General features: G+C 71.4%; 13 protein-coding genes. 2 read left to right on the forward strand and 11 right to left on the reverse strand.

The window, feature by feature from the left end:
- Positions 1–13 precede the first annotated feature (13 nt).
- Together BLU20_RS02615 and BLU20_RS02620 are read right to left on the reverse strand one after the other, a co-directional pair.
- A complete protein-coding gene (locus BLU20_RS02615; RefSeq protein WP_083371479.1) occupies positions 14–586 on the reverse strand; it encodes a DNA-3-methyladenine glycosylase I in 573 nt (190 codons plus the stop codon).
- A 187-nt stretch (positions 587–773) separates the two neighbouring features.
- Positions 774–3,005 carry a beta strand repeat-containing protein gene (locus BLU20_RS02620; protein ID WP_083371480.1) on the reverse strand — a complete coding sequence of 744 codons (2,232 nt, stop codon included), beginning with the start codon at positions 3,003–3,005 and terminating at the stop codon, positions 774–776.
- A 277-nt stretch (positions 3,006–3,282) separates the two neighbouring features.
- On the opposite strand from BLU20_RS02620, the gene BLU20_RS02625 reads away from it, so the two are divergent.
- Positions 3,283–4,260, forward strand: a complete 978-nt coding sequence (locus tag BLU20_RS02625; protein ID WP_172828987.1) for an alpha/beta hydrolase family esterase — start codon at positions 3,283–3,285, stop codon at positions 4,258–4,260.
- A 61-nt stretch (positions 4,261–4,321) separates the two neighbouring features.
- On the opposite strand, the gene BLU20_RS02630 is transcribed toward BLU20_RS02625, so the two are convergent.
- The 9 genes from BLU20_RS02630 to BLU20_RS02670 all read right to left on the reverse strand — a co-directional run bounded on the left by BLU20_RS02630 (position 4,322) and on the right by BLU20_RS02670 (position 15,729).
- Complete coding sequence (locus BLU20_RS02630; protein ID WP_083371482.1) at positions 4,322–5,893, reverse strand: long-chain-fatty-acid--CoA ligase; 1,572 nt, start codon at positions 5,891–5,893, stop codon at positions 4,322–4,324.
- 143 nt (positions 5,894–6,036) lie between these two features.
- Positions 6,037–6,657 (reverse strand): hypothetical protein, encoded by a 621-nt coding sequence (locus BLU20_RS02635; protein ID WP_157270260.1) that lies wholly within the window; start codon positions 6,655–6,657, stop codon positions 6,037–6,039.
- Complete coding sequence (locus BLU20_RS02640) at positions 6,654–7,268, reverse strand: hypothetical protein (RefSeq protein WP_083371484.1); 615 nt, start codon at positions 7,266–7,268, stop codon at positions 6,654–6,656. The genes BLU20_RS02635 and BLU20_RS02640 overlap by 4 nt, the downstream gene beginning before the upstream one ends.
- On the reverse strand, positions 7,268–8,770 hold the full coding sequence (locus BLU20_RS02645; RefSeq protein WP_083371485.1) for a putative T7SS-secreted protein: 1,503 nt from the start codon (positions 8,768–8,770) through the stop codon (positions 7,268–7,270). Before BLU20_RS02645 ends, BLU20_RS02640 begins: the two co-directional genes overlap by 1 nt.
- Positions 8,767–9,303, reverse strand: a complete 537-nt coding sequence (locus tag BLU20_RS02650) for a hypothetical protein (RefSeq protein ID WP_083371486.1) — start codon at positions 9,301–9,303, stop codon at positions 8,767–8,769. The genes BLU20_RS02645 and BLU20_RS02650 overlap by 4 nt, the downstream gene beginning before the upstream one ends.
- On the reverse strand, positions 9,300–9,593 hold the full coding sequence (locus BLU20_RS02655) for a hypothetical protein (protein WP_043110096.1): 294 nt from the start codon (positions 9,591–9,593) through the stop codon (positions 9,300–9,302). The genes BLU20_RS02650 and BLU20_RS02655 overlap by 4 nt, the downstream gene beginning before the upstream one ends.
- A 161-nt stretch (positions 9,594–9,754) precedes the next feature.
- A complete protein-coding gene (locus BLU20_RS02660) occupies positions 9,755–14,410 on the reverse strand; it encodes a DUF3418 domain-containing protein (RefSeq protein ID WP_083371487.1) in 4,656 nt (1,551 codons plus the stop codon).
- A gap of 25 nt (positions 14,411–14,435) precedes the next feature.
- Entirely contained in the window at positions 14,436–14,975 is a 540-nt protein-coding gene (locus BLU20_RS02665) for a hypothetical protein (RefSeq protein ID WP_155990753.1), read from the reverse strand.
- Positions 14,976–15,246: 271 nt separating this feature from the next.
- The gene (locus BLU20_RS02670; RefSeq protein WP_029253983.1) at positions 15,247–15,729 is read right to left on the reverse strand and encodes a hypothetical protein; all 483 of its coding nucleotides are present in this window, start codon (positions 15,727–15,729) and stop codon (positions 15,247–15,249) included.
- A gap of 148 nt (positions 15,730–15,877) precedes the next feature.
- Here BLU20_RS02670 and BLU20_RS02675 point away from each other — a divergent pair, with 148 nt between their 5' ends.
- Positions 15,878–17,890 (forward strand): M15 family metallopeptidase, encoded by a 2,013-nt coding sequence (locus BLU20_RS02675; RefSeq protein ID WP_172828988.1) that lies wholly within the window; start codon positions 15,878–15,880, stop codon positions 17,888–17,890.
- Positions 17,891–17,899 lie beyond the last annotated feature (9 nt).

Below are 17,899 nucleotides of genomic sequence, written 5' to 3' on the forward strand. Positions count from 1 at the left end.
GCGGTCGTGCTGGTCAGCACCTCGCGAGGACGACGGGGCAGGCCGCGAGATGGTCGTCGACGAGGCCGCACGCCTGCATCGCCGCGTAGGCGGTGGTCGGCCCGACGAACCGGAAGCCCCGTCGCTTCAGCTCCTTGGCGAGCGCCTTCGAGGCCTCGGACGTCGCGGGGACCTCGTGCCAGGTTCGTGGCCGGTCCGACTCGGCGCGGGCCTCGGGGGCGAAGGACCAGACCAGCTCGTCGAGTGACTCGTCCGCCTCGTGCAGCGCGACGACGGCGCGCGCGTTGGCGATCGTCGCCTCGATCTTGGCCCGGTTCCGGATGATCCGGGCGTCGCCGAGAAGGCGCGCGACGTCGTCGTCGGTGAACCGCGAGACCGCCTCGGGGTCGAACCCGTCGAAGACCTCGCGGAACGCCGGCCTCTTGCGCAGGACGGTGAGCCACGAGAGCCCCGACTGGAAGCCCTCGAGCGCGAACCGCTCGAGCAGCGCGGTGTCTCCGTGCACGGGGACACCCCACTCGTCGTCGTGGTACGCGGCGTACAGGTCGTCGCCGTCGCCGAAGCAGCGGGCTGAGGTCGGTGTCATGGGACCACTCTCGCGGTCTCCGCCGACATTGCACGCGAGAACGGGAACGGACTGTGGACGGCGACGGCCTCACCGTCCTGTGGACAGGGCGGCGGCGGCCGGACAGCAAGATCGGGGGCGGCCCGGGGTGTGGGCTGCCCCCGATCGGGTGCGGGAGCGTGGTCGCCGATGACACGCCCCGAGAGGGTCAGGCCGTGTAGCGGCTCCGGACCCCCAGTCCGATGGCCACCGCACCTGCTGCGGCGGCGAGGAGGGCGATCAGGATCGCGCTCCAGGCGACGGGGACGACCGGAGCCTCGTCGACCTGCGTCCGCAGGTCGGTGGTGCCGGCCGCGACCTGGACGACGCCGTCGTTCAGGTCCGAGGCACCCGTCGCGATCTGGCCACCACCGTCGGCCAGCTCGGACGCCCCCGTGGAGAGGTCGTCCGTCCCCGCGGCGAGCGTCGTCGCGCCCTCCTCGAGATCACCGGCTCCCTCGTCGAGGTCCGTGCTGCCCTCGAGCAGCGCGGCCAGACCGTCGCGGAGGTCGCCGGCGCCGACCGCCAGGGCGTCCGCGCCGTCGTTGAGCTCCACCGTGCCCGTGCTCAGGCGCTGGGCGCCGTCGGCCAGGCGTGAGTTGCCGTCGGCCAGGTCGCCGGCGCCGGTCGATACCTGCTGCACGCCTGCCGCGAGCTCGCCGGACTTGTCTGCGAGCGTCACCGACCCACCGGCGACCTGGAGCACGCCGTCCGAGAGGAGCACCGCGCCGTCGTCCAGCGTGACGAGACCGTCCGCAAGGTCACCGGCCCCGCCGGCCACAGCACTCGCGCCCTCGGCGATGGCCGTCGTCCCGTCGGCGAGCGTCACACCGCCCTCGGCCGCGGAGGTCGCGCCGTTCGCGACCTTGCCCGCGCCGTCCGCGAGCTGGGCCGATCCGCCCCGGACACCCACCGCGCCGTCGGCGACGTTCGAGGTCCCGTCCGCGAGGTTCTCGGCACCGGTCGCGAGATCGCGCGCGCCGGTCGACGCCGCAGCGGCGCCTGCAGAGAGCTGCTTGGCCCCTGGGACGAGCCCCGCGACGTTCTTGCCCGCGTCGCCGGCGAGGCCCACACGCAGCTGCTCGGCACCCGCGGCGACCTTCGCGGTCCCGTCCCGGAGATCGGCGGTGCCGGTCGCGAGCGCCTGGGCGCCGTCGTTCGCGGACTTCGCACCTGAGGCCAGGTTCTGGATGCCTCCGTTGAGGGTGGCGGCTCCTGCTGCGAGGGTGTCGGAGCTGGTGCGCGCCTCGGCGATGCCGGCCCGGACGGCCGCGAGCGTGGCGGGGTCGATCTCGCCGCTGGTGCCGAGGGCGGCCTCGAGGTTGGCCAGGGCTGTCGCGAGCTGTGCCACGCCTCCGGAGACGGTGGCCGCCCCGCGTGCTGCACCGGCCGAGGGGTCGTTCAGACCCGCCGAGAGCTGCGCGGTCCCGGCTGCGAGGTTCTGCGCGCCGGTGGCCGCGGTGTCGGCGCCCGCGGCGACCTCCGCGGCTCCCGCGGCGAGCGGTGCTGCACCCTCGTCGAGGGCCTTCTGCGCACCGGCCGCGAGGTCGGCGGCTCCGTCGGCGACCTGCTGTACCCCTGTCGAGAGGTCGGCCGCGCCGTCGGAGAGCTGTGCTGCGCCGTCCCGAGCCTGTGCAGCGCCGTCGGCGAGGAGCGTCGCCCCGTCCTTGAGCCCGGTCGCGCCCGTGAGGAGGTCCCCGGCTCCCGTGCTCAGCGAGGTCAGCCCGGTGGCCAGGGTGACAGCTCCGTCGTCGAGGTCCGCGGCGCCGTCCGCGAGGTCGGAGGCCCCGTCGGCGAGGGACTCTCCGCCGGTCCGGACCTGGGACGTCCCGTCGGCCAGGCTGAGCGCACCGCCCGCGGCCGAGGCTGCGCCGTCACGCAGGTCGCCCGCGCCGTCGGCGAGGGCTGCGGCGCCCTCGCTCGCCGTGACGCTCCCGGCGCTCAGGCGTCCGGCGCCCGCCGCTGCGTCCTGCGCCCCCGTCGCCAGGTCGCCCGCGCCCGTGCGGGCGGTGGCCGTCCCGTCGAGGAGCTTGAGCGCGCCGTCTCGCAGGTCGACCGAGCCGTCTGCTGCGGTCTGTGCGCCGTCGGCGAGGCGTGCGGTCCCGGTGCTGAGCGTCGTGGTGCCGGCGGCGAGTTCGTGCGCCCCGGCGGAGACCTGCTCGGCGCCGGCCGACAGGTCGGACGCGCCGTCCCCGGCGGTTCCGGCGCCGTCGGCCAGGGTGCCGGACCCGGTACTGACCTGGGCGGCGCCGTCTTCAAGCCGGGTGGCGCCGTCGGACACCTTGCCGTTGAAGACCAACAGGTAGGCGACGAGTCCGAGGACGATCAGGGTCAGGAGGGCGAGCGCGACGGCGCTGACGGCCCAGGGCGTGCGGGGTTCCCGCAGGAGGTGCGTGGACATGATGTCCTCTCTCGCGACGTGCACCGTTGCACGTGGCGGTTCTCGATCTCACCCGGACGGGTGAGGCGCAGAGCTGGAGCGAAGCCGTGGCTGACAGTAGCGAGACGCTGTCGCATCGGGAAGGGAAGTATCTGATACCGAATCGCAACGATTAGGTCACGGGGATTTCTCACACGGCGTCGAAGGCCCGGAAGGTCCGGTTCGCGGTCGATTACCGAGCACTATTCTGTTTTTGATGGCGACGGGAACTGTCCCTCGCTCGCGAGAAGGAGACGAGATGAGCAACGAAGCGGACGCGTCGACCAGGCCTCGCAGCCGAGCACGACGGATCTGGACCTGGATCCTCGGGGTGCTGGCCGTGCTGATCGTCCTCGTAGCGGGCGCGGCGTTCTGGTTCCTGTGGACGCCGTCGGTCGACGAGCCCGACCTCGCCGCGGACGTCGGCCCGGGCAGCGTGGCCGTGGACGGCACCGATCGTGACTACCTCGCCGTCACGCCCGAGGACCTCCCGGACGGTGCACCGCTCCTGATCTGGTACTCCGGAAGCGGCGAGGACGCCGCCGGTGCCCGCGAGTCCACGGGATACCGCTTCGACGAGCTTGCCGTCGAGGACGGGTTCGCGGTCGCCTACCCCGAGGGCTACGAGAACACCTTCAACGACTGCCGCGCCGAGGGCGACTACCCGTCCCAGACGGAGGACGTCGACGACGTCGCGTTCACCCTCGCTCTGATCGACCAGATGGCCGCGGACCACGGCATCGACACGGACCAGGTCTACGTCGGCGGGTACTCCAACGGTGGGCACATGGCGATGCGGATGGCGGCGGAGGCACCTGATGCCGTCGCCGGAACGGCCACCGTTGCCGCCACGACGCCGGTCGAGGACAACTGGGACTGCGCGGGACCGAGCGAGCCCGTCCCGGCCATGTTCGTCACGGGCACGGACGACGGTGTCAACCCCTACGAGGGCGGCACCATCCGCGCCGGAGGCGGAGACGCGGGCGAGGCGATGTCCGCCGTCGACGGCGCCGCGTACTGGGCCGGGCTCAACGGCGCGACGGGGCCGACGGAGACCGCGGTGTCCGACGACGTCACCGAGCTGGCCTGGACCGGGGATGCGCCCGTCGTCCTCGACACCGTCGACGGCGGCGGCCACACGGTCCCGAACCCGAACGCCCGCGCCATCCGCGCGCTCGGCTCCACGAGTGACTGGGACGCCCCCGCAGCGATCGTGGAGTTCTTCGGTCTCGCCTGAGGCGGACGCACCGAGGGCCGCGAGACCGTGACGGTCCCGCGGCCCTCTGTGTCTGGTCGGGTCAGCGTGTCCCGGACTCCTCCAGCCGGCGCACCAGCTCACGCTTGAGGATCTTGCCGCTCGGTCCCAGCGGAAGGGTGTCGAGCACCTGGACCGTGCGCGGGTACTTGTACCCGGCGATCTGCTCCTTGGTCCACGCCACGATCTCCTCGCCCGTGACCGGGTCCGCGCCGTCGGCCAGCACGACGGCGGCCGCGACCTCCTGCCCGTGCGTCTCGTGCTCGAGACCGAACACCGCCGCCATGTTGACCGCCGGGTGCCGCATCAGCACCTCCTCGACCTCCCGCGGGTACACGTTGTAGCCGCCGCGGATGATCATGTCCTTGGTGCGGTCCACGATCGTGATGAAGCCGTCGGCCTCCTTGGTGCCCAGGTCGCCCGAGCGGAACCAGCCGTCGACGACGGCCTCCGCGGTCGCGTCGGGGCGGTTGAGGTAGCCGGAGAACAGGTTGTGCCCCCGGATGACCAGCTCGCCGAGCTCGCCGTGGGGGAGCAGCTCGATGCTGTCGCGGACCAGCGGGTCGGCGACCTCGACGTCGACGCCCCAGATGGGCTGGCCCACCGTGCCGGGGCGGATCGGCTGGCCGAAGTGGTTGAACGTCGCCACCGGGCTGGTCTCCGTCAGCCCGTATCCCTCGTGGATGTCGGCACCGAACGTCTCGGAGAACTTCTCAAGCACCGCGATGGGGAGAGCCGCGCCGCCCGAGACGCCGAACCGCAGCGGTGGCCGCTCCGGGTTCTTCGCCGCCGCCTGCGTGATGGCGATGTGCATCGTCGGCACGCCCATCAGGATCGTCACCCCGTGGGCGTTCATGAGGCTCAGCGCGTTGTCGGCGTCGAACCGCGGGAGCAGCACCACCGAGGCGCCCGCGCGGAACGCCGCGTTGAGCGCGCACGTCTGGCCGAACGTGTGGAAGAACGGCAGACACCCGAGGATCACGTCGCTCGACTTCATCGGGATCGCGTCGAAGAGCAGCGTGTTGACCTGCTCGACGAGCGCGAGGTGGCAACCCATCGCGCCCTTCGGCTCGCCCGTGGTGCCGGACGTGTAGAGGATCGTCGCGACGTCGTCCGGCGCCTGGGGCACGTACGTGTCGATCGGGGTGGCCGACGACGCCTCGTCCTCCAGGCGGGGGACCGGCACCTGGTCGACCATCTCGTCGGGTACGAGCAGGCTGAGGACCGGGACCTGCGCGGCCTGCGCACCCTTGCCGGCCTCCTCGAGCAGCGGTGCACCGGCGAGGAGCAGCGTGGCGCCCGAGTCCTCGAGGACGTAGCGGATCTCGCCGCCCTTGAGCAGGGCGTGGACGGGGACGACGGTCGCGCCGAGTGCGAGCACCGCGTAGTAGCAGCGTGCGAAGTCGGGGACGTTGGGGAGAAGAACCGCGACCTTCGACCCCGGTCCGACACCGCGGGCGCGCAGCGCGCCGGCGTAGGAACGGGTCTGGTCCCAGAGATCCGCGTAGGTGATCCGCTGGTCGCCCATGATCAGGGCGGTCTGGTCGCTGTGCCGGGTGGCGGACTCGGCGAGGATGGCCGCGACGGAGACGGTCGCGTTGGTCGGGTTTGACATCGGTGTCCTTCCCTGACCGCCACGGCGTCGTGGCGGTCGACTGTATCGATTGCGCCACTCTAAGTGTGGTCGGGGTCACAGCGAAATCGTGGCGCCTGGCGCCCTGTCCGGCTGCCCGCGATGCGGGTGTTCGTCCCGTCGCGTCACCCGATCCCGGCGACGATCGTGTCGAACAGTTCGGTCATCGCATCCCTCAGTGGGAGGTGCGGGGTGGTGAACGTCGCGCGGAAGAGCCCCTCTCCGTCGTCGGGATCGAACCAGTAGTCGACGACGAGCTGGCGCAGGTCCGTGCATCCCCAGACGTCCGGTCCGTTGCTCTCTCGAACCTGCCGCAGCACCGTGCCGTGCGGACCGATCGCCTCGCTCGCCTCGCCTCCGAGAATGCGCACTCGACGACGCTCACTGTTCAGAGTCTGCTCCTGACCGAGGCGAAACGTCGTGACCGTCGCCGAGACCGGTCTGCCGGCCACGTCCATCAGCGACGTCGCGAAGAGACGGCCGCCCTCGCGGTGCGCGGCATCCAACGTGGCCGAGAGCTCTCGGCGCAGCTCGTGGCGCAGCGAGACCTCCACGTCCGCCCGCCCCACCTGTCGTTCGACCAGGGCCCGGACCGACCGTGAGCACGCCGCCGAGTCCGTCAGCGGGACGACCCACCAGGCCGCAGGCAACGGCACCCGGAGGTCACCGGGAGCGCTCGACGACACCCAAACGGACTCCTCCTCCTCGTTCCCCTCCTCCTCGACCTTCTCCGTCATCGCACTCACGCCGGGTGGCCAACGACGGGGATCAACGAGTTGTTCAACTCGGAGTGGATGAACGGGTACTGATCGGCGAGGACCGTATGCGGCGTCCGCGTACTAATCTCGATCACGCCCACGGTGTTCTCCATGAACAACGCGCTCGTGATCGTCGACCACACCGTGTTCCGTTCTGGCTCGACCTGCGCCTCCAGAAGATGGACGTACGTGTACTCATCGCCTTGCGGGAACACGGAAGCTCGGCGGCTCGTCACCCGCATGCCGTCCGGGCCGACCTTCGGGCGCTTCATCAGCCCCCGGCGGTACTGCTTCGGCGCTCGTGGGTGTCGGCCATCAACCGGCAGGATCGAGAGGTGTCCGTAGATCCCCACCGAGCCGGTCGTAGGGTCCGGAACCCAGACGGCGCCGGCGACGGTGTGCGGGATCAACGACAGCTGGTGGTCGACGTCGACGACGGCGCGTACCAGCGCCTCGCCCGCTCTGTCGGTCCGCGCGGCCGCACGCAGTGCCTCGGCGACCGTCGACGGCTCCGCGGCCGGCCACACATACCAGTTCTCGATCGGGTCCCACTCGACACCCGCGAGGATGGTGTCAGGTATTGCCGTGTTCTGGGCCATTACAACCCCAACCTCTCTGCCGGCGTGGGTGCCGGGCCGGTCGACCGTTCCGTGAACGACGTGACCATGTCGTCGGTGAGGTAGGCGTGGAGTGCGGTGTCGACGACGAGCTTCTCGCCGAGCGACGCCGCGACCACACTCGCCGTCGAGTCGACCCGAGTCGCATTGCTCGCCAAGAGAGCCAGCGACTCTGCCGCATCGCCAGCGCGAGCTGCCGGCGCGCTCGCGGCGAGCGACGCCGCGCGCCCGTCGCGCCCCGTGCTGACGAGGGACCTCACGTCGTAGGCGTCGTCCCCGAGGCCCACGAACGTCAGAAGGTTGTCCCGGGCCGAGCCAGAGAACGCCTCGCGCGTGTTGGCGACCGGGTGCCTGGCGAACTCCGTGACCTGCCCGACCCCCTTGAGGTCGCCCCAGAGCTCCTTGGTCGTCGCGAACGGGTTGAGCGAGTGACGCACCGCACGCCCGAACGCGCCCGGTTCGCCGACCTCCCTCATCACGCTCCGTGCCTGACTGTGCGTCCCGCCCAGGAGCTTCGCGCTGTCCGTCATCGCTGCGAGGTCGAGGCTGCTCCGCGGCGACTTCGAGGCCAGCCCAACGCCTCGCATCCCGACACGAGCGACCGCAGCGCCACCGTGCGTCGCGAACCGGAGTCCAGCAATCGCGACCCGACCGACGCCGAACGTCGCGACTCCGAGGGCAGAGATCGCCCACTCTCCGAGCGTCTTTTCTCCGTGCCGCAGCAGGAACGAATCGGCGACGAGTGCCACCACACCCGCGACGATCGCGATCGCGCCCAGGGCTGCGCCGAGGCCCGGGACCCACGCGAGGACCAGAGCGAGGACTCCGGCCGTCGTGGCGATCCACCCCGCGACCTTCGACGTCCACTCCATGGCGTCCTTTCCCCACTCCTCCCACCACCCGTCCGTCAGCTCGTCGTCGAAGGACGCCCGGATCGCTGTGGCGGCGGTCTCGGCAGCCTCGTCGTGGCGACGAACGGCGAGCGCGAGGTCCTGCGCCGCCTGGTCGATCGTCGTCTGCGCCGAGCTCCGGATCGAGGCGGCGTCCTGGATGCGCCAGGTGATCGACGGGTCGGGCGGCTCTGACGGGTCGGCGTTAGCCTGAACGGACTCAAGAACCCGCAGGTCTTCTGCTGCGTCGTCGGCGCGAAACTGTGCCGACTGCGCCTGCTCGAGAGCCGCGTCAGCAGCCGCCTGCGCGCTCGTCAACGCCTCGGCGTACTCCGAGAGTGCCCGAGCGGCCGACTCATAGCGGGCCGCAGCCTTGTCAACGTTGCGCCCGACGTCGTACACCCGGTCGGTGAGCGCTTCTACGGCCTCAGACGACGACTCGTCTAGGCGCGAGTATCGCTCCGTCTCGTCGGCAACGAACCGGATCGACCGATTCACCGAGCGAAGACGCTCGGACCCCGCGCTCACGACGGTCGGGTCGCCAGGGAGCGGATCGCTCGTGGCCAGCGGGTGCCACGTGAACGGGCGGCTCATTCGATGCTCTCCTCGGGCTGCGGGCAGGTGAGAACGTATGTCGCCGGGGTATGGCTGAGGAGGCAGACTTCGACGTCGCCGTCATCGTGCTCGATCAGGGCACTCCCATCGAGGCCGCCTGCGGTGGGGATGGTGGTGAGGTCGTCGATGTCGGGCGCCGTCCGGACGATCGTGACGTCATAGGCCTCGTTGAGTGCGCTGGTCACAGCGTCGTAACGGTCGAGGCGGGCCGCGAAGTAGGCGTCCCATTCGTCATCGTTGACGTCTTGGGAATAGTCGTTTCCAACCGCCATGCCGATCCCGCCGACGAAGATCGCGGTGAGCGAGACGAGAAGGCCTGGGAGAGGGGAGATCCCGTTCTGGAACCAGCGTCCTGGTGAGATGACGACGGTCGCAAAGCCGAGGATTCCGAGGAGCGTGACGATGAGGAACGCCGAGGTGTACCACGGGGGCGACCAGAAGCCCGGAGATTCAGGCTCGGGAACCGGCGGGACGATCGGCGTCGTCGCGAGCAGTTCGACGAGGATTGTCATGCGGTCTCACCGCGCAGTGCTGAGGCGAAGTCGGCGTCGAGCGCTTCGAACTCCTCACCGACTCCCGTGGACGCGTCGGCAAGGCTGGCGATCTCCTCGACGATCTCGACACGGCGGTCATCCCAGTTGTCGGCGAACTCGCGTACCGCCGACGCCAGGTCGTCGTGACAGATCGCTCGCGCGAGCTCCTCGCTGCGCTCGTCGGCGTAGGTGAACTCCTCCGCGATCGTGCGCAGGTTCGTCCCCAGGTCTCGCAGTGCGGTGGTGTCGATCTGGAGGCGGTTCCCCATGAAATGTCCCCTTCGTCAGAGACATCGTAGAGACGCATGTCGGCGCGAACCCGGTTATCCACAACCCTTCTGACCTGGGCGCGGGCCTGCCGTCCTGGTGCTGCACCCGCTGAAGCAGTACCCGCGCGGGGCGCCGAGTACGCGCTCACCACCAGCTCGGGCTAGGAGCTCAGCACCTTCCGGATCCTCTTCTCCGACACCGACCCGTCCGTGCCGAGCTGCTGCGCGAACAACGAGACCCGCAGCTCCTCGATCATCCAGCGAACCTCGGCGAGCTGGGCGGCCCGCTCCGGGTCGGGGCGGCCCTGGGCGAGGGCGGCACGGGCGGCGCCGTACGCCTCCTCGACGTCGTGGACCCGCCAGGCGAGCTCGGCGTCCCGGTTCGGGTTCTGGGCAGCCTTCTCCAGCCGGTACGACGCCGCCCGCAGGTAGCGCGTCAGGTGCCGCAGCCGGTCGGGCGGGGTCGCGGAGACGAAGCCGCGTCCGACGAGCCCGGCGGCCGTGTCCCTCAGGTCGGTGAGCGTGTTGAGCAGCGCCAGGCTGTTGGCGTCCTTGATGGCGACGTCCAGCTCACGGGCGGCGGTCAGGGCCGCCGTGACGTGACCGACGATCGTGTGGACCTCGTCCTCCAGGCGCGTGCGGACGACGTCGCGAGCCGCCCGGTACGCGGCGGCGTCCCGGATCGCGGCCGGGGCGGTCAGGATCGACTGCACCGCGGCGAGCTGCAGGTCGGCGACGAGCGCCTCGGTGTTGCGGTACGGGCTCGCCGCGAGCGTGAGGGCCTGCGTGCCGCTCCACCGCGACGTGATGCGCTTGGTGGGCAGCGAGGTCTCGCCGACGAGCAGGCGCACGACGCCGCGCGCATGGGCCGCGTCCCGGGCCCCCGCGTCAGCGAGGACGCGCAGCGCGACGGCGGGGCACTGTTTCGCGTCGAGCTCCTCGACCAGGGCGGGGTACCCACGGACGACGACGCCGCCTCCGACGTCGGTGCTCACCTCGTCCGGCAGGGCGTCGTCGGGCAGCCCCTCGGGCCAGGTGGAGAGGTCGGTCTGCTCGGACACGAGCTGGGCGGGTTCTGGTCTCGACAGGCTCGACCCACCGCTCGACAGGCTCGACCCGCCGCTCGACAGGCTCGACCCACCGTCGCCCGGCTGCTGGTCGAGCTTGTCGAGACCGTGATGCGGCCCGGGCCGCGAGAGGTTCGGTCCTCGTCTCGACGGGCTCGACGGGCTCGACGGGCTCGACGGATGCGACCCGCTCGACGGGCCGGACGGACCCGACGCACGGCTCGAGGCCTCGGCCTCCGCGAGCGCCGCCCCGACGGCGCCGCGCACGGCGGTCCGGACCGCGGCCTCGCCCTGGGCCTTGAGCCGACGCTGGAGCGCGAGCAGGTCGGTCGACTCGTCGAGGACCATCGTGGACCCGGCGCGCTCCTCGGTGACGCGGTACGTCATCCGCAGGTGTGCGGGCAGGCGTTCGGCGGCCCCGTCCCACGCGTCGTCCGGGATCTCGACGTCCCGCAGCGCACTGACCGCGCGGGTGAATGCGGCGCGGAACGACTCGGCCATGTCGCCCGCCCGGGCCATGTCCTCCCAGGCGGGTGTGTTCGCGCGGAGCCAGGCGACGACGTCGCGCGCCACGTCGGGTGCGGGCACGAGCTGGCGGCGGACCGGCTTGGGCAGCGCGCGGATCGTGGCGGTGGCGAGCTCGTCGAGCAGGCCGGGCACCATCCAGTCGAACCCGTCGGGGGAGATGCGGGTCAGGACGGAGATCGGGACGTGGACGGTGACGCCGTCGGCGTCGGTCCCGGGCTGGAACTGATAGGTCAGCGGCAGCTCGAGGTCGCCCTGCGGCCAGATCTCGGGGAACTGCGACGTGTCGACGGACGCGGCCTCGGGGACGAGCTGGTCGAGCGTGAACGTGAGCAGGTCCGGCGTCGTGCGCTGCGCCGTCTTCCACCAGCGGTCGAAGTGCCGGGCGGAGACGATGTCGGCCGGGACGCGGGCGTCGTAGAACGCGAAGATCGCGTCGTCGTCGATGACCAGCCCGCGGGTGCGTGACCGCGCCTCGAGCTCCTCGGCCTCGGCCAGCAGACGCTGGTTCTCCGCCCAGAACCGGTGGTGCGTGCGCCACTCGCCCTCGACGAGGGCGTGCCGGACGAACATCTCGCGCGCGCCGTCGGGGTCGACCTTGCCCCAGAGCACGGCCCGGTCGCTGACGATCGGCACGCCGTACAGCAGCACCTTCTCGGTGGCCTGTGCCGAACCCTGCTTGCTCGACCAGTGCGGCTCGGAGTACGTGTACTTGGCCAGCGGGCCGGCGAGGCTCTCGGCCCACTCGGGCTCGATGCGGGCGACGTCGCGGCCCCACAGGCGGGAGGTCTCGACGAGCTCGCCCGCCATCACCCACGCCGGCGGCTTCTTCGACAGCGGCGACCCGGGGAAGATCGCGAACCGCGCACCACGCGCGCCGAGATACTCGTTGCGCGCCTGCTTCTTGGCGCGGCGGATGGCCTGCTCGCGCGCCGGGCCCTTGAGGTGCGTGAAGCTCGACGCCTTGAGCTCGTTGGTCTCCTGCATCCCGATCTGGGAGAGGAGGCCCGCGAGGATCGACTTGTGGATGGCGTCGTCGTTCCACGTGTGGCGCAGGTGGGTGTCCGTGGTCTCGACAGGCTCGACCCGCCGGGTCTCGACGGGCTCGACCTGCGTTGCGTCGGTCGAGCCCGTCGAGACCCGCGTGTGCGAGAGGTCGATCCCCAGCGGGCGCGACATCTCCCGGAGCTGCGCGACGACGTCCTGCCACTCCCGGACCCGCAAGAAGTTGATGTACTCGCTCTTGCACAGTCGCCGGAACTTCGACGACGAGAGCTCGTGCTGCTGCGTGCGCACGTACTCCCAGAGGTTGAGGTAGGTGAGGAAGTCCGATCGCGGGTCCGCGAAGCGGCGGTGGAGCTGGTCGGCCTGGTCGCGGGACTCGGCGGGGCGTTCGCGCGGGTCCTGGATCGAGAGGGCGGCGGCGACGATCGCGACCTCGCGCGCGACGTCGTGCTTGGCCCCCTCCCAGATCATCCGGGCCAGGCGGGGGTCCATCGGGAGCTGCGCGATCGCGCGTCCGACGTCGGTCAGCCGGGTCTTCGAGGTGCCCTTGCCCGTCGTCGTGGTCACGGCGCCGAGCTCGGTGAGGAGCTGGACGCCGTCCCGCACCGCGCGGGTGTCGGGGGACTCGACGAACGGGAAGCGCGCGACGTCGTCGGGTGAGGAGACCACGCCGACGCTGATCATCTGGAGCAGCACCGAGGCAAGGGACGTGCGCAGGATCTCGGGCTCCGTGAACGCGGGGCGGGCCTCGAAGTCCTCCTCCGAGTACAGGCGGATCGCGATGCCGTCCGCGACACGTCCCGAGCGGCCGGACCGCTGGTTGGCGCTCGCCCGGGCGATCGGCTCGATCGGGAGGCGCTGGACCTTGGTGGCCTTCGAGTACCGGGAGATGCGCGCCGTGCCGGGGTCGATCACGTAGTGGATGCCGGGCACGGTCAACGACGTCTCCGCGACGTTTGTCGCCAGCACGATCCGTCGCGACGAGTGCGCCTGGAACACCCGGTGCTGCTCCGCCGCAGAGAGTCGCGAGTACAACGGCAGGATCTCCACGTGCTGCGGGTGGCGGGTGTCGCGGGCGCGCTCGCCGAGCCAGGACTCGAGCGCGTCCTGGGCGTCGTGGATCTCGCGCTCACCGGAGAGGAACACCAGGATGTCGCCCGGCCCCTCGGCGGTGAGCTCCTTGGCGGCGTCGACGATCCCCGTGACGAGGTCCTTCTCCTCGCCGCGCTTGGTGCCGTCCGCGACGAGCGGGCGGTAGCGGATCTCGACCGGGAACGTCCGGCCCGTGACCTCGATGACGGGGGCGCTCTCGATCTCGACAGGCTCGACCTCCGGTGGCTGAGCCTGTCGAAGCCCGGTCCCGGTCTCGTCAGGCTCGACCTCCGGTGGCTGAGCCTGTCGAAGCCCGGTCTCGATCTCGACGGGCTCGATCAGCGCCTCGTCGGTCGAGCCTGTCGAGACCAGGGGCAACGGGCCCCCGGGCGCAAAGTGCCGGGCGAACCTCTGGGAGTCGATCGTGGCCGACGTGATGACGACCTTGAGGTCGGGACGGCGCGGCAGGAGCCGCGTGAGGTAGCCGAGCAGGAAGTCGATGTTGAGGGACCGCTCGTGCGCCTCGTCGATGATGAGGGTGTCGTAGGCGCGCAGGTCGGGGTCGCGCTGGATCTGCGCGAGCAGGATCCCGTCGGTCATCACCTTGACGAGCGTGCGCTCCGACGACTGGTCGGTGAACCGCACCTGGTACCCGACGATCTCACCGAGCGTCGTTCCGAGCTCCTCGGCGATGCGTTCGGCGACCGAGCGGGCCGCGATGCGTCGAGGCTGGGTGTGGCCGATCTGGCCGTCGCGTCCGCGGCCGAGCTCGAGCGCGATCTTGGGGATCTGCGTGGTCTTGCCGGAGCCGGTCTCGCCCGCCACGATCACGACCTGGTGGTCGCGCATCGCCGCGGCGATGTCCTCGCGCCGGGCGCTGACCGGAAGCTGCTCGGGGTAGCTGATCGGCGGGACGACGACGTCGCGTCGCTTCTGTGCGGCGCGCTCCAGCTGTGCGGAGGTCACCTGGGGTGGGCGGCCGTCACGGACCGCCCCCGGACGTCGACCGCGTCCACGGTTGCGCTGCCCACGACGACCCTTGCGGGGGGTCTCGCCGTCGCGGGGGCGGGGATGCTCGGGGTGGTCGGTCGTCACGGGACCTGATTCTCCCAGGTGACGCAAGCGCATTGCCGACGCCGCGGCGTCGTCCGCGCTATCGCGCCGTCTCTCCGCGCAGCTCGTCCACGTGGGCGGCGAGATCCTGCAGGCTGGCGGGGACGCTGCTGCCGCTGTCGGTGATGAGGCTCGTGACGTGACGCAGGTGGGCGCTCGCGGCCTCGAGGGCCACCTGCGCGTCGGCCAGCTCGACCGATGCGCGGTCCTCGTCCGAGATCGCGCCGGCCCCGACGTCGGAACTCGTGGCGGACGACGCAGCGGCCAGCGCGGCCCGTGCCTGCTCGGCGGCGGCGCTCGCCGACTCGACTGCTTCGGTGACCTCGGCCCGCAGGACCGTCGTCAGCGCCGCGGCGTCGTGCTGCGCACGGCCGAGCTCTGCCGTGATGGCGTCGGTCTGGAGCCGTGCGGCGGCGATGACCTGGTGCACGGCAGCGGGTGTCGCGGCGGCGGGGCTCGCGGAGAAGGGGAGCATGGCGGCGAGCGCGAAGAGCCCGGCGGTGGCCAGGCGTGATCCCGGCAGCGGGGCTGCCGGGCGTGCGGTCGAGACCGCGGTTCGTGAAGTCGTCGTTGACATCATCGTCCGATCATGGCGTGCGAACCTGAAAGGTTCCCGAGAGTTCCATTGTCAGGAACACTTCCAAATTTTACGCGCACACCCCCAGGGATTGTCGAGAGTCCGGTGGGGTGATCGTGCGCACACGATGTGGGGGTTCGGTGTGCGCGACCGCGACGCGACGCGAGCGGCACGTTGTGGGCCTCACGAGATGCGTGAGACGGCCAGAACGTGCCGCTCGGCGCGACGGCGGTGCGGCGCTCGATCTGGGGCGCGGCAGAGTGCGGGGTGTGGGCTAGGAGGTCGCCTCGTCGACGGCCGCGCGCAGCTCGTCCACCTGCTGCTGCAGGTCCTCGATCGCCGCGCGGGCACTTTCGTCGGCGGACTCGGCGTTCGAACGCAGGTCGTCGAGCTGCTGGGACGCGTCGTCGAGGGCCGTGCGTGCGTCGGCCAGCTCCTGCTCGGCGCCCTCCTTCGAGCTCTCCGCGTCGTCGAGGGCCGTCTGAGCATCCTCCGCGGCCGTCCGGGCGGAGTCGAGCGCGGTCTCGGCCTCGCCGCGCAGCTCCTCGGGGAGCGAGGTGATCTGGTCGCCGAGGGACTCGACGTCGGAGGTGATGGTCTCGACCTGGCTGCGGGCGTCGTCGACGAGGGACTCCAGGGACTCGCCGTCGATCGTGATCTCGGGGATGGAGATCTCACCGTCGGCGCACGCGGTGAGCGACACGACGGCGAGGGTCAGGACTGCGGCGGCGCGGGTCAGGCGCGTCGGAGAGGTCATGGTCCGATTGTGCCCTTCGTGGGCAAGAGTGTGAACCGCGCAGAGATTTCGCCCGCCGGAGCGCCCGTATCTCTCGCGCTTCGACGAAAGTCGGCGCACAGTGGTAAAGATGTGTTCGGCATCACAGGGTGAAGCAGGAGGGGATCGGATGGCGAAGCACCTGCGCGAGTCAGCGCCACGTCGGGCTGCCGGCGTCGCCGTGCCCGCCCCGTACGTGGACCTGCGACGGACCCGGACCCCGGGCCGCGGCCGGTCCTTCTTCCGTGCCTCCGTGGTCTCTGCCTGCACGATCGCGCTGGTCGGGGTCATGGGAAATTCTGTCGGCCTGTCGAGAGACTCGGTGGACGCGATGCTCCAGGTGCGGGTGTCGCCCGGCACGAGCGCGCCGCCGGAACAGAACTCGGTGACGGTCACGGGAGAGGACGAGGTCACCCCGAGCCCGTTCGCCGTGAAGATGGCCGTCCTGCAGCGGCACGACGTCGTCGCGCTTCTCGACGACGCGGCCGTCGCCGTCGAGGACGCCCCGCCGACGTCACCGCTCGCGCAGGCGGTCTCCGAGCTCGGCATGCTGATGGCGACCTATGAGGCGCAGCTGGCTGCCGAGGGTGCCCCGGAGAGTGACCTCGTGGCACCGGTGCGCGGGATCGTCGACCCGGACCTGGCGCCGGAGGACATGCCGGAGCTGAGGGCGCCGAAGCCGGCCGACCCGTCCCCGGCAGAGACCGGACCACCCGACGGCGAGACGCAGGACGAGGGCGTCGTGCCCGTGGTGCCCGACGAGGTCGGTGACGGCGAGGCGCAGGCCGTCTCGAACGCCGTCGTCCCCGCGGCGGACGAGGTGCCGGAGGGCGCGGGCCCCGCGGACGACCCGGTGGTCGCCGCAGACCCCGACGAGGACGCGGGCGGGGCCACCGGGGGTGCTACCGACGAGGGCAGATCCGCCGAGGAGGCCGGCGACGCCGACGCTTCGGACGCTGCTCCCGACCCGCTCGTCGACCCGCACGCCGAGGCCTATCAGGCGGTCGCGTGGTTCGACGTGCTCGAGGCCGCGTACCGGCTGAAGTACGCCCTGGACTCCCAGCTCTCCGCGGGCCCCGTGAGTGTCATGACCCAGGCGTCGGACGACCCGTCCGTCGTCGGGGAGGTCTCGGCCGGCGTGACGGACATGAACGGCGACGGCGAGATCACTCTCGACGACGAGCTCGAGGCCGTCGTCGTGCGGTACGCCGGTCAGACGTCCGGGTATCTGAACGGCGCGATCCCGTCGACGGCGCTGTGCACGCTGGACTTCGCCGCGGGCGAGCAGCTGCGCTGCGACGCCGCCGACCGGCTCAACGCGCTCGCGAAGGCCTTCAAGGCGCACTTCGGGTACGACCTGCCGATCGTCGACTCCTACCGTCCGTACGCCGACCAGGTGGCGGTCTACGCGTCCCGCCCCCATCTCGCCGCGGTCCCGGGGACGTCGAACCACGGGTGGGGGCTCGCGGTCGACCTCGGCAGCCCGATCAACAGTGCCTCGTCGGCCGAGTACCGGTGGCTGCGCGCGAACGGCCCGCAGTACGGCTGGGACAACCCTTCGTGGGCACGCCCGGGGGGCTCGAAGCTGGAGCCGTGGCACTTCGAGTTCTACGCCGGCGGCGTCCTGCCGACCGACATCAAGGGCTCGGCACGGGCGTACGCGGGCTCGGGCGGCTCCTCGAGCGGGAGCTCCGGCGGGTCCGGGGCGTCCAGCCCGTCGTCGGGCAAGGGTTCCGTGTCGAAGGACCCGGCCAAGCCGTCCTCGACGCCGAAGGAGCCGAAGCCCACGCCGTCGGGCGACAAGTCGCCGTCGACGTCCCCGACCCCCTCGAAGACGCCGAAGCCGTCGCCGTCGACACCGACGACGAAGCCGACCGAGACGGTCAAGCCGACCCCGACGGAGACCCCGAAGCCGACTCCCACGGAGACCGTCAAGCCCAGCCCGACGGAGACGCCGAAGCCGACCCCCACGGAGACGGTGACACCGAGTCCGACGACTCCCGACCCGGAGCCGTCGACCTCGACGTCGACGACGACCGAGGTGCCGGAGCAGGAGACCCCGACCACGACGGAGTCGGCCGCGACCCAGCGGGCGGCGACGACCGAGGCGCCCGAGCAGGAGTCCTCCGCGACGACAGAGTGAGGCGGGCCA

The organism is Paraoerskovia marina, assembly GCF_900105445.1.
GTDB lineage: Bacteria > Actinomycetota > Actinomycetes > Actinomycetales > Cellulomonadaceae > Paraoerskovia > Paraoerskovia marina.

Excerpts from the sequence above, each read along its gene's own strand:
- BLU20_RS02650 (WP_083371486.1), bottom strand. The coding sequence starts at position 9,303 with ATGACAATCCTCGTCGAACTGCTCGCGACGACGCCGATCGTCCCGCCG.
- BLU20_RS02670 (WP_029253983.1), bottom strand. The coding sequence starts at position 15,729 with ATGACCTCTCCGACGCGCCTGACCCGCGCCGCCGCAGTCCTGACCCTC.
- BLU20_RS02645 (WP_083371485.1), bottom strand. The coding sequence starts at position 8,770 with ATGAGCCGCCCGTTCACGTGGCACCCGCTGGCCACGAGCGATCCGCTC.
- BLU20_RS02665 (WP_155990753.1), bottom strand. The coding sequence starts at position 14,975 with ATGATGTCAACGACGACTTCACGAACCGCGGTCTCGACCGCACGCCCG.
- BLU20_RS02675 (WP_172828988.1), top strand. The coding sequence starts at position 15,878 with ATGGCGAAGCACCTGCGCGAGTCAGCGCCACGTCGGGCTGCCGGCGTC.
- BLU20_RS02630 (WP_083371482.1), bottom strand. The coding sequence starts at position 5,893 with ATGTCAAACCCGACCAACGCGACCGTCTCCGTCGCGGCCATCCTCGCC.
- BLU20_RS02640 (WP_083371484.1), bottom strand. The coding sequence starts at position 7,268 with ATGGCCCAGAACACGGCAATACCTGACACCATCCTCGCGGGTGTCGAG.
- BLU20_RS02615 (WP_083371479.1), bottom strand. The coding sequence starts at position 586 with ATGACACCGACCTCAGCCCGCTGCTTCGGCGACGGCGACGACCTGTAC.
- BLU20_RS02625 (WP_172828987.1), top strand. The coding sequence starts at position 3,283 with ATGAGCAACGAAGCGGACGCGTCGACCAGGCCTCGCAGCCGAGCACGA.
- BLU20_RS02660 (WP_083371487.1), bottom strand. The coding sequence starts at position 14,410 with ATGCGCTTGCGTCACCTGGGAGAATCAGGTCCCGTGACGACCGACCAC.
- BLU20_RS02655 (WP_043110096.1), bottom strand. The coding sequence starts at position 9,593 with ATGGGGAACCGCCTCCAGATCGACACCACCGCACTGCGAGACCTGGGG.
- BLU20_RS02620 (WP_083371480.1), bottom strand. The coding sequence starts at position 3,005 with ATGTCCACGCACCTCCTGCGGGAACCCCGCACGCCCTGGGCCGTCAGC.